The organism is Staphylococcus caeli (assembly GCF_900097965.1).
GTDB classification, from domain to species: Bacteria; Bacillota; Bacilli; order Staphylococcales; family Staphylococcaceae; genus Staphylococcus; species Staphylococcus caeli.
Map to the genome: position 1 here is coordinate 547,305 of NZ_FMPG01000001.1, position 12,489 is coordinate 559,793.

A 12,489-nucleotide genomic window follows, 5' to 3' on the forward strand; every position below is an offset into this window, starting at 1 on the left:
GGAAATACATGATGAAGAACAATATTTATGGTAATGCACCTTGTTTTTTAAACAGTAAAAATCTCACTCAAACAAACACATTAGATACAGATGTCATTGTATACGGTGCGCCTTTTGAAGGGGAAAGTACATGGGGAGACTACACTGGTGTCGAATTAGGACCGAAACAAATCCGTGTATGCTCTGCGCGATACAGTCAATATTTACCAGAATTAGACCATATTGATATTAGTGAACACCTGACTATGGGAGATGTCGGGGATATTCCATATGTTGCGCATGATAATCAACAGAGCTACGACAATATTACAAATTTTGCTAAGTCTTTATGGGAAAGTGGTAAATTCTTAGTTGGTTTTGGCGGTGAGCATGGTGTAACGTATCCTATACTTAAAGCACTCACAGAAACTGGAAAGAAAGTCGGCATTATACATTTAGATGCACACTACGATAATATGCCTGATTATGAAGGTGAGGCATATGCACGCAATACGCCTTTTATGCGTTTATACGAAACGGAAGGCATACGCAATGAAAGCATTATTCACACAGGTATTCATGGCTCTCGCAATAAACCTGCTACTGGAAAATATGCTAAAGAAGCTGGTGCGGTCACTTTAACCATCAATGACATCCGTGAAGCACAGGATTTAAAAGCATATGCACGTGATATTTATGCTCAAGCACAGAAAGATGTCGATGTGGTTTACCTTACGATTTGTAGCGATGTCTTAGATTTCGCATTCAACCCAGGTGGCCCAGTCGATGGCAACGGATTAAGTTCCTATGAATTATTGACGATGATTCATGAATTTGGCAAACTCGGCCTTTGCGGAATGGATTATGTTGAAGTCTATCCAATGATGGATGCCAATCAAAACTCAGCACACTTTGTCTCTACAGCAGTCTTATACGTACTCGCTGGCCACGTCGCTTATTTAAATCAAACAAAATAATTGAGGAGTGGTTGCATTGTTCAAAGATGCTAAGAAGATTCTACGTTCAATTGGCCCTGGGATGATTATCACTGCCTCATTTATTGGACCAGGCACCGTAACAACAATGACGCAAGGTGGTGCTGGTTTTGGTTATAGTTTATGTTGGGCAGTCGCTTTTTCTATTATTGCGACAATCGTGCTACAAGAAATGATTATTCGCCTATCGCTCGTCACACGTGAAGGCTTAGGTGAGGCGATACAAGATTTATTTAAACATCGCATTGGCAAACTCATCATTGTATGGTTTACATTGATAGCTGTTACTGTTGGTTGTGCAGCATATATTAGTGGTGATTTAATAGGGACTTCCCTTGGGGCTGCTTATTTATTACATTTGCCCGAGCGTTGGGTTGCCCCTATGATTGGTGTCATCATTTTACTCATTGGTTTATTTGGCAATTATCGCTTTTTAGAAAAAATCATGCTTGTACTCATGGTAATCATGGGCATTATTTTTGTAACCACAATGATCGTAATCAAACCAGATATTATTGGTATTTTAAAAGGCATATTTATCCCTTCCATACCAAATGGCTCTATCATTACTGTCATCGCGCTTATCGGAACCACTGTAGTCCCTTATAATTTCTTTATTCATTCCACGGCCGTACATGAACGCTTTGGTAATATCAAAGAACTCAAATATGCACGTTGGGACACAGTAATTTCGATTACGGTTGGTGGTATCATCTCAGCCGCTATTTTAATCGCTGCTGCTACCTTAATACAAGGTAAAGAAGTAACAAGTGTCATTCAACTTTCCGGACCACTCGAACCCGTACTTGGTAATGCAGCACCTTTCGTGATTAGTATTGGATTATTCGCAGCAGGTCTTTCTTCTGCCATTGCTTCACCTACTGGCGCCGCGGCAACAATAAGTAGCTTACTCGGCTGGCAAGGTGGTATGAAGAGCAAGAAATATAAAACTGTTTTTACAATTATTATCATCATTGGCATTATTACGTCTGCATTAGGATTTGAACCGCTTCAAGTTTTACTCATAGCACAAGCACTCAATGGTATTATTTTACCTATAGTAGCTATATTGATATTTATTATTATAAACAAGAGAAACCTTATGGGCCATTACGTCAATACGCTATGGCTCAATCTACTCGGAGGCATTGTCGTCCTTGTCGTATCCTTTTTAGGTATCTACAGTTTGATCGATGCAATTAGTAATTTCCTGTCGTAACAACACATATATTTCTATAGAAAAACCACCTCTGCCTAAATTTTGCTGACAGCGGTGGTTATTTTTATATCATGCTAAGATGCAATCTGTTATGCAAATTTTATTGCGCATTTGATTCTGTTTCACATAAATGTTTTAAACCTTTGAACATCATTTCATAACCTGCTTCTGTTTGTGATTTCGCATCACTTTTAGCTTTTTCTATTTCTTGTTCACTTTGCTTATCATCTATTTGAACTTTTATACCATGATTGAATTTAACTTCGGTTTCATCTTGTAAATCTATAAATTCTACCGTGATGATATCTTCTAATTCACTAAATTGTGGCATTTTAAATGAAAATATTAATTTATAAGGTTCTACGATATCTATATACGTGCCAATCGCTCTATATTCTACGCCATCTCTCACGTCAACAATTTCCCAGTCACCATTAACTTCTAAAGTATTTTCAGCCACTTTATTTGTTTGTGCCATTGTCATAAACCATTGTTTAAATAATTCCGGCTCAGTCCACGCTTTAAATACTGTTGCTATCTCTGCTTTCACTTTAAATGTCATATCTAAATTCACAATTTCCCATTCCATTATAATCACCCTCTCATTAATCTACCAATATCTACCTTACTGATTCATTACCTATTTTGATTAAAATAAACGTATTTGCATTACGCATGTATACAGTTAATATGGATTTAGATATTTAATTAAATACAATAATTAACACATCTCACGCTTTTTTTGATGCAACTTCATTTAATTATATTTCGCACATAGAAAAAGACTGTTCCGCGATAATCACGTACAGCCTTTCATCATTAATCATACTTGACTTAAATAAGTTTAAAAGTTACATCAACGCACTCACATTACGCATAATGCGTGCTTTTTTATATCCATGTAAATCATGTAATTCTTTGTATGCAGAGAATAATTTTTTATAAATTGCAACTTGTTCAGGATCAGGTGTGACCTGATACAGTACCGGTTCTTTCATTGCTGCGATGGCTGTATTGAAATCCGGATGTGCTTTACCACAAATAGCGCCAAGTATCGCTGCGCCAATAGCAGGTGCATATTCACTATCTATGATAGTCACCTGTTTATTTAACACATTCGCATAAATCTCCATAAGCAAGCCATTTTTCTTAGGTATGCCGCCACATGCAAAGACGTTTTCAACATCCATTTGCCAACCTTGATATTGTTGCATAATCATTTTCGTTCCAAATGCAGTTGCTTCTATATAGGCCCTATAAATTTCTTCATGCTTTGTTTGTAAAGTCATTCCAAACAAACTACCTTTTAAATTACTATCACTTAATACACTGCGGTTTCCGTTGTGCCAGTCTAAAGCTATCAAACCACTTTCTCCAGGATATAGCTTCCCAGCTTTTTCATTCAATAAATCAAATATGGATATCCCACGTGATTCAGCAGCTTGCACATAATCATATGGTGCTTGTTTAGCCACATATTCAAACAAATCTCCAACAGCGGACTGGCCAGCTTCATAGGCATATAAATCAGGAATGATTGCACCTTTAACAGAACCAGAAATACCTGGTACTTTATGTTGTGCTTTATTGAGCATCAGATGACATGTACTCGTTCCCATAACCATCGTCATTTCTTTGTCTTTTTCCGCACCAATGCCCAATAAACTAGCATGTGCATCAATAATAAAGGGACTTACTTGTGTCTCAGGTGACAGACCCAATTGTTCCGCCATTGTAGCGCTCACTTGACCTACACTTTCTCCAATATTCACAATAGGTGCATCCAGCTTATTACGTACAATTTCTGATAAATCACTATTCACTTTATCAAATAAATCATAATGGAATCCTGTAGATGCTTCCCAAAAAGCTTTAAAGCCTAAACCGCAATTGGAGCGCACATTTTTATCAGTCAGTCGATTGACAATCCAATCGCCCGCTTCCATAATATATGCTGTTTCGGCCATGACTTCAGGCGCCTTGTGATGAACTTCCATAATCTTAGGAATCATCCACTCACTGCTCACATTAAAACCATAGTACCCGAGCCAGCGATTCTTTTCTTCTAATGCTGTATTCAATAATGCATCCGCTTCTTCTTGCGCACCATGATGTTTCCATAGTTTCACGTATGCATGCGGATTATCGTGAAAATGCGGCTTATTATGCATCGGTTCCATATTTTCATCAACAAAAATCACTGTTGAAGATGTAAAATCGATCCCCATGCCTACGACCTCTTCCACATTCACTTGGGACTCCGCCAATATAGCGGGTACACCCAATTCAATGACTTCCATATAATCATTGGCATTTTGCAACGAGAAATTTTGCGGTATTTTTCGCCCGTTTAAATTCCCTTCAATCGTGCCATGCGTATAATTTTTTATATATTGAGCAACGATTTCTCCATTTTCCGTATTAACTAAAAAAACTCTCCCTGAGCCCGTTCCAAAATCAATTCCTATGCTATAAGTCATACATTAGCCTCCAGTCCCCTATTAAGAAAACGCTTTCCTAAATCATAATTAAGTTATGCTCAAAAATCAACATAAACATTCATAAAACTACAAATAAAAACATTAATTTCTTATAATTCAATTGACAAACGTAAATGAAAGCGTTTACCATTAGCGATATGAACATAAACAAACAATATTTCGAAGGAGTTGCGCAAATATGAAAATCCAATCACATGCATATCGTCTTATAGAGCCAGGTGTATTTGAACCAGCGACACTTGAACATGATTTTGATGATAGAGATATTATCGTTAAACCAACGAAAGCAAGCGTCTGTCATGCCGATTTACGTTACTATACTGGCAATCGCCGTCCTGAAGCACTCGCTAAAAAATTACCAATGGCTTTATTTCACGAAGGTATTGGCATCGTAACGCAATCTAAACACCCCGCTTTTCAATCTGGAGATAAAGTCGTCATTGTGCCGAATATACCATCAAGATTGCGCAAAGCATCATTTGAGCCTTCACCCTTACAAGATAACTATGATGAAAATGCCCTATTTATGGGGAGTGGCTTTGATGGTATTTGCCAGGATCAAATGGTTGTTTCAGGTGATAACGTTGTCAAAATTCCTGAAGAATTAGATGAAGATGTCGCACTACTTGCCGAATTATGCTCAGTTTCTTTATTCCCTATTAATCAACTTAAAGCAATCACAACTGACGCTTCACCGCAAGTAGCAATATTTGGAGATGGCCCTGTTGGATACCTTGCTGCAACTGCTTTACATTATATTCATGGCATAGACAAGCACAACTTAATTGTCTTTGGAGCTATTGAGGAAAAATTAGCTGCATTTGATGGATTTGCAACGACACATCTTGTTACAGATTATGACTTTGCACAACATCGTGGTGTACATACTGTATTTGAATGTGCAGGTGGTAAATTTTCAGAAACTGCAATTAACCAAGCCATTGATTTAATTGATAGAGAAGGACAAATCATACTCATGGGCGTTACAGAAACACTTGTAGGTATTAATACAAGGGATGTGCTCGAAAAAGGACTAACATTTTCCGGTAGTTCTCGCAGTACGAAACACGAATTTGAACAACTTATTGCTGCGTTCAGCAATGAACAATATCAACAAGCACTACGTCAATTGATTCCAGAAGACTATTACCACATTCATTCTACAGAAGATTTAAAACGCGCAATGGACGACACAGTCGCAAATAGAGGTTGGAAAAAAACGTATTTACAATATCATTGGTAAGCGATGACAAAAAGGTGGGTTATATATGCAACAATCTAGTTCGTTTTTAGGCATGCCCCGACAAATTATATGGGGTTATATTGGTATTATTATTTTTATGATGGGTGATGGCTTAGAGATTGGTTGGCTAAGTCCGTGGCTCAATGGACATGGTTTCTCAGTACAAGAAACCAGTTTACTCTTCTCTGCTTATGGTGTCACGGTCGCAATCGCAAGTTGGCTCAGTGGCGTCTTTGCAGAAGCATTGGGTGGAAAGCGTACAATGATCTTAGGCTTGACGTTCTACATCATCGGCACAATTTTCTTTGTAGGATTCGCTATTCCATCACAAAACTTAGCACTCATGTTACCTGCTTATGCATTAAGAGGTTTAGGTTATCCACTATTTGCCTATTCATTCTTAGTATGGATTTCCTATCGTTCTGAGCAGAAAACTCTCGGAGCTGCTGTAGGTTGGTTCTGGTTTGTCTTCACAGGTGGTCTGAATGTGCTCGGCGCACTTTATTCAATTTGGGCTATTGAACATTTAGGTCATATCAATACATTGTGGAGCTCACTATTCTGGGTATTACTTGGTGGATTCTTCACCCTCGTCTTGAATAAAGATAAATTACCTTCCAATCAAGGAAGCTCTAAAGAGAAATTCAAAGAAATTATTAAAGGTATCACAATAATGAAAGACGAACCTAAAATCTTCTTAGGTGGTATTGTTCGTGTCATTAATACGACTGCACAGTTTGCTTTTCCAGTGTTCTTACCTATATATTTATCATCCTTTGGCATTCCCACTTCAAAATGGCTCGCCGTCTGGTCAACCATCTTTGTAGGCAATATTGTATTCAACCTTATCTTTGGTATAGTAGGAGATAAGATTGGTTGGCGTAACACTGTTATGTATTTCGGTGGTATCGGTAGTGGTATTTCTGTATTATTAATGGGCTATGTCCCGATATGGACAGATGGTAACATCATCCTATTAACCATTGTCGGTTTCAGTTGGGGTGCATTTATCGCAGCATACGTACCACTTTCTGCACTGATTCCATCATTAGTTAAAACAGACAAAGGTGCTGCATTATCCGTGCTTAATCTAGGTGCTGGATTACCTGTATTTATTGGACCTATGATTGTTTTTCTATTAATTGGAACTATTCATGCGATTGGTGTCATCTGGGTACTTGCGATTCTTTATTTCATTAGTACAATACTGACTTATTTCATAAAAATGCCAAAGCATATGCAAAGCGGCGATCAAGAAGTAACTTAACTATAAAAAATATTTAAAATTGGAGGTGTCGTCGTTGTTACCAGCAGAACGAGAGCAATTGATTATTACTTTTTTAAAAGCAAATAAAAAAGCGACCATTCATGATTTAGCAACTGAATTCAATGTTCATGAAGCTACCATTCGTCGTGATTTAAATAAATTAGAACAATATAATCAAATCAAACGTACACACGGTGGTGTCGTTTTAAATAACACCGAAGTATGGGATGAATTAAACTTTGATGACCGTGAAACAAGTTATTATCATGAAAAAGTAGCCATCGGTCAACATGCCGTAACATTTGTTGAAGATAATGATACATTGTTTATTGACTCTGGATCGACGACCATCCATTTTGCGCGCGCTTTAACACAAAAACACAATTTAACGATTATTACGAATGACATCCATATCGCGACGGTTTTAAAATCATCATCAAATCAAGTGATTGTAACCGGTGGCGTTTTGTACAAGGATAACTATTTATTGAACGGTATGATTACCAATGAAATCTTGCAACGCTTTAATCCAAACAAATTATTTTTAGCAACACCAGCACTAGATTTAGAAAAAGGCGTAACACACTTTAATGACGCGTTAGCTGCTACAAAAATCCAAATGGTTAAACAAGCGAAAGAAGTGTATGTTCTGACGGATAGTTCAAAATTTGATAAAGTATCACTTTATCACGTCTGTCCTACGAGCAAAGTTGACGTGTTAATTACTGATCAAAGCAATACAGACATTGATTGGGAAGCATATACTGACGTATTTAATAAAATAGTACCCGTCAAAGTAAACATCTAGTAATATTACAGTTTTTTTATGTACACAAGCACATGGTTACTATTAAAAAGAGAGCTAATCCAAAATTTCAGGATTAACTCTCTTTTAATTTTATGATTATATTATCATAGAACGAACTACACACCTGAATAAGATGAGAAGCCGCCATCTACTGGCACAACAATACCAGTGACAAAGCCACTTAACTGATGATCCATCAACCAATACAATGTACCGAGAATATCTTCAGGCTCACCAAAGCGATTCATTGGTGTTTGTGATAGAATTTTCTGCGCACGATCTGAGTAGGATCCATCTTCATTTCTCAGTAACGCTTTATTTTGTCTTGTTTCAAAAAATCCTGGGGCAATGGCATTTACACGGATGTGACCTGCAAAGTAAGTACTTAACCATTGCGTAAAGTTGCTTACTGAAGCTTTGGCGCCACTGTATGCTGGAATTTTCGTTAATGGTGTAAAAGCATTCATAGAAGAAATATTGATAATTGTGCCCGCTTCCTCTTCAACGACATCTTTGCCAAATACTTGCGAAGGTAAGAATGTGCCTGTGTAATTGAGTTTGAACACGTTGTCTACACCAGCTTCCGTTAAATCAAAGAATGTTTGCTCAGCAGTTGCATCATACATTTCATCATCCGTTGTTGCATTTGGGTGATTACCTCCGGCCCCATTAATCAGTACAGCAATCGCACCAAACGCTTCATTAAATATTTGCTTCGCTTGTACTAATGCATCTTTATCTAATACATCAGCAACTAAAGCTACCGTTTGCTTTCTATCTTTATCAATTTCATCTTGTAATGCTATGATTTTATCTTTGGAACGACCTAAAATACCTACATTCGCCCCTTTCGCTACTAGACCTTTGACAAACGTTGAACCAATCACACCTGTCGCACCTGTAATCACGACATTGACGCCCTTAAATTGCGCAGTCATTATTTGCTCACCCCTTCTATTAACCCATTAATGTATGTTGCACCTAATGCCCTATCAAACAAACCATAACCAGCTTTGCCCGTTTCTCCCCAAATCATGCGGCCATGGTCTGGTCTAATCGTACCTTTAAATTCTATCTCACATAATGCTTCAACAACTGCTTTCATATCTACAGAACCATTTTTAGATAAATGACCTGTTTCCACAAATGAAAATTCATCTAAGCGCTTAACATTACGCATATGCACAAAATGAATATGCGTACCAAATTCACGAATCATATTCGGCAAATCATTGTCAGCTAGTGCCCCTAGAGAACCTGTACAGAAACAAATACCATTATGAGCATCATCATTAATAGATAAAAGTCGCTTGTAACTATCTTTATTTTTAATAATACGTGGTATTCCAAAAATCGACCAAGGCGGATCGTCCGGATGTATCGCCAGATCAATATCATGTTCGATTGCAGTTGGTAATACTGCATCTAAGAAGTATTTCAAATTTGCCCATAACTGTTCATCTGACATGTCACGATATGTCGTGATCAGTTGATTCATTTCTGACCTTGAATAACTTTCATCCCACCCTGGTAAATTTAAGTCAGTCGTTAGTGGGTCAATATCTTTAAGTTGATCGTGTTTGTATATTAATGTGTTTGAACCATCTGCTAACTCATAATCTAATTGCGAACGCGTCCAATCAAATACAGGCATGAAGTTATATGTCACCGTTTTGATACCGTTTGCTGCTAAATTGATAAGTGATGTTTTATAATTTTCGATTAAAGTGTCACGCTTGTCCGTGCCCATTTTAATTTCTTCACTAACTGGTAGACTTTCTACGACTTCAAACTTTAAACCTTCCGCTTCAATGGACTGCTTTAACTGTTTGATTCTTTCCGATGTCCATACTTCCCCAACTGGAACATCGTAAATTGCTGTCACAATTTGTTTCATATCTGGAATTTGCTTAATATTTTTTAATGTTACTGGGTCATCTTCCCCATACCAACGAAATGATAATTCCATGATTATGCCTCCTTAGCACCCTCTATTTTGAATAAATTAACTGCATTGTTATAACAAATCGCTTTCACCATTTCATCAATCGTTGAAGCAGACAATGCAATTTCTCCCTTTTCAATCTTTTCACCTAAAAAATTACATAAAATTCTTCTAAAATACTCATGACGCGTATATGAAATCATGCTCCGTGAATCCGTCAACATACCTACGAATTCCGACAATAATCCTACATTGGCGTAATCCACCAAATGTCTCTCCATGCCTTCTTTCGTATCGTTAAACCACCAAGCTGCACCCAACTGTACTTTGTGTACACTGTTGGTAAAATTACCTGCCGTTGCTTGAACCATAAGGTGATCGTTACCATTATTTGGATAAATGATTGTATCTGATAGCGCTTGGTGTTGTTCAAGATGGTCTAACATCGCATTTAATTTCTTGGCGCTTAACTGTTCGCCTACACTATCAAATCCACTATCAGCGCCAACTTGTTCATACATACTTGTGTTATTATTTCTCGTTGGACCTAAATGGTATTGCACCACCCATTTTAATTCATGATAGACCTTGCTAATTTCCGTTAAAATATAGCCTGCCAACTCATACTGTTGCGTTTCCGAAACATTTTCACCATTTAATAACGCGGTATATATTGCAGTTGCTTCTTCGGAAGATGCTGTCATAAGTGGTGTTTTTTCAAAACTTTGATCTGAACTTCTAGCACCTTGTCGATCAAAATAATGAATACGTGCTTTCAATGCTTCAATATAGCTGCTTAAGTCATTAATGTTACGTTTTGTGGCTTGATCCAATTTGTTAATCTTTTCTTGAATCGTTGCACTACTTAAAAATACATAACTGTCAGGTCTAAATGTAGGGATTACTTTGAATGTTACTTTTTTATCTTCATTTAACAAGCGATGATACTCCAAATCATCACAAGGATCGTCAGTTGTACAAACGACCTTGACATTACTCCATTTAATCAAATTTTGAGGTGTATGTGATGATTTTGCTAATTTACGATTCAATGTTTTATAAAGCTTTTTGATGTTAACTTTATCTAAATCTGTATCCTCATTAAAATAACGCTTCAATTCCAAAGCACACCAATGATACATCGGGTTCACTACGGCATATGGCAGCATCTGCATAAATGCTTTGAATTTTTCGAAATCGTCTGCATCACCAGTTATCAAATCTTCGTCGATACCATATGCACGCATCAGACGCCATTTATAATGATCCCCCGATAACCACAGTTGTGTGATTGTTTCATAGTTCTTATTCTCATAAATTTCTTTTGGGTCTAAATGACAGTGAAAATCATATATTGGAAGGTCCTTCACTTTTTCATATAACTTTACTGCAGTTTTATTATTTAATAAAAAATCATCTTTAATTAAAGCCATCATCTATTGCCCCTTTTCTTGAAAATTGTTTTATAGCCAACTATATGTACTTGCACCTGCTCATTTGAATGCGCTTACAAATAATGGCGAAACTATTCTCATATTTCATCTTTTCCACATCATACTTAGCGATTTAATTCACCAAAATGTGTAGCTAGATGAAATACGTCTCGCTCATCCACCGCTAATGCATCTTCATTCGTTGTATGTTGCATAACCGAGCATTTTGTTGCGAAATCCACTATCTGCGTTAACGACCACCCCTTCAATAAGCCATGTAGCGTACCTGCCATAAACGCATCACCTGCACCAATACGATTAAGTACTGTATATGCGTATACTTGCCCTTCAAAATAGTCTTGGCCTGATAACACAATGCCTTGTAAAGTACTTGCTTCAATATCACGATTACTCGAAGCCATGAAGGCAATATTATATTGCTTTTGTATGGTTTTTGCACAAGTTTCCATATCGTCATCAACTGAATTAGTTTCCAATAAATGCGTTGCATCTTTCTTTCCAAAAAACAATACATCGACAAGCGGCAGTATCGACTGAATAACTGGCAATGCTTCTTCTTTCGTCCATAAATTACTTCTAAAATTTATATCAAATACGATCTTAACCCCTCGTTGTCTCAGTTGCGTCAATACTTCTACTATTTGTTGGCGAATGCTTGGGTTTACTGCCAAAGTAATACCAGTAAATAAGAAATAGTCACCCTTATCTGCATTTAGATGTTTTAATACACTTTCTCCTTGTTCTGCAAATGTTGAATGGTTACGGTCATATATGACTTTACCGCTTCGATAACCGAAACTTTCCTCCATATAATATGTGCCCATTCGTCCGTTCACCAGTTGGAGCGTTTGTGTTCCTACACGTGCCTGATACATCCTTTGTAATGCCAGTTGCCCCATAGCATGATTCGGTAAAACCGTTAACATTTCTGTTGAATGTCCAAACTGGGTCAAAGTAACTAATGCGTTAAACTCTGCGCCACCAACGTTTACTTCAAACGCACTGGCATCCTTAAGTTGTTCATAATGTGGCGGTGTATAGCGTAATAATACTTCGCCAAACCCATATACAGTCATAA

The 12,489-nt window shown here is 37.3% G+C and carries 11 protein-coding genes; 5 read left to right on the forward strand and 6 right to left on the reverse strand.

Going from position 1 to position 12,489, the window contains the following annotated elements; genetic code table 11:
• The first annotated feature begins 11 nt into the window (after positions 1-11).
• Complete coding sequence (locus BJS11_RS02695) at positions 12-956, forward strand: agmatinase family protein (RefSeq protein WP_069994446.1); 945 nt, start codon at positions 12-14, stop codon at positions 954-956.
• Positions 957-972: 16 nt separating this feature from the next.
• Entirely contained in the window at positions 973-2,193 is a 1,221-nt protein-coding gene (locus BJS11_RS02700; RefSeq protein ID WP_069994216.1) for an Nramp family divalent metal transporter, read from the forward strand.
• A gap of 100 nt (positions 2,194-2,293) precedes the next feature.
• Here BJS11_RS02700 and BJS11_RS02705 read toward each other — a convergent pair whose 3' ends face one another.
• On the reverse strand, positions 2,294-2,782 hold the full coding sequence (locus BJS11_RS02705) for an SRPBCC family protein (RefSeq protein WP_069994215.1): 489 nt from the start codon (positions 2,780-2,782) through the stop codon (positions 2,294-2,296).
• Positions 2,783-3,044: 262 nt separating this feature from the next.
• Positions 3,045-4,673, reverse strand: a complete 1,629-nt coding sequence (locus tag BJS11_RS02710; RefSeq protein WP_069994214.1) for a ribulokinase — start codon at positions 4,671-4,673, stop codon at positions 3,045-3,047.
• 199 nt (positions 4,674-4,872) lie between these two features.
• On the opposite strand from BJS11_RS02710, the gene BJS11_RS02715 reads away from it, so the two are divergent.
• The 3 genes from BJS11_RS02715 to BJS11_RS02725 are packed head-to-tail and all read left to right on the forward strand — an operon-like array spanning position 4,873 to position 8,012.
• Positions 4,873-5,937, forward strand: coding sequence for an alcohol dehydrogenase catalytic domain-containing protein (locus tag BJS11_RS02715; protein WP_069994213.1), 1,065 nt, complete (start codon positions 4,873-4,875; stop codon positions 5,935-5,937).
• A gap of 25 nt (positions 5,938-5,962) precedes the next feature.
• Positions 5,963-7,204 (forward strand): MFS transporter, encoded by a 1,242-nt coding sequence (locus tag BJS11_RS02720; protein ID WP_069994212.1) that lies wholly within the window; start codon positions 5,963-5,965, stop codon positions 7,202-7,204.
• Between the two features lie 34 nt (positions 7,205-7,238).
• A complete protein-coding gene (locus tag BJS11_RS02725; protein ID WP_069994211.1) occupies positions 7,239-8,012 on the forward strand; it encodes a DeoR/GlpR family DNA-binding transcription regulator in 774 nt (257 codons plus the stop codon).
• A 116-nt stretch (positions 8,013-8,128) separates the two neighbouring features.
• Here BJS11_RS02725 and BJS11_RS02730 read toward each other — a convergent pair whose 3' ends face one another.
• The 4 genes from BJS11_RS02730 to BJS11_RS02745 form a co-directional block, all read right to left on the reverse strand.
• Positions 8,129-8,950 carry an SDR family oxidoreductase gene (locus BJS11_RS02730; RefSeq protein ID WP_069994210.1) on the reverse strand — a complete coding sequence of 274 codons (822 nt, stop codon included), beginning with the start codon at positions 8,948-8,950 and terminating at the stop codon, positions 8,129-8,131.
• Positions 8,950-9,981, reverse strand: coding sequence for a mannonate dehydratase (locus BJS11_RS02735; protein ID WP_069994209.1), 1,032 nt, complete (start codon positions 9,979-9,981; stop codon positions 8,950-8,952). The genes BJS11_RS02730 and BJS11_RS02735 overlap by 1 nt, the downstream gene beginning before the upstream one ends.
• 2 nt (positions 9,982-9,983) lie before the next feature.
• Positions 9,984-11,390, reverse strand: coding sequence for a glucuronate isomerase (gene uxaC, locus BJS11_RS02740; RefSeq protein WP_081333045.1), 1,407 nt, complete (start codon positions 11,388-11,390; stop codon positions 9,984-9,986).
• A gap of 125 nt (positions 11,391-11,515) precedes the next feature.
• Complete coding sequence (locus tag BJS11_RS02745; protein ID WP_069994207.1) at positions 11,516-12,487, reverse strand: sugar kinase; 972 nt, start codon at positions 12,485-12,487, stop codon at positions 11,516-11,518.
• Positions 12,488-12,489 lie beyond the last annotated feature (2 nt).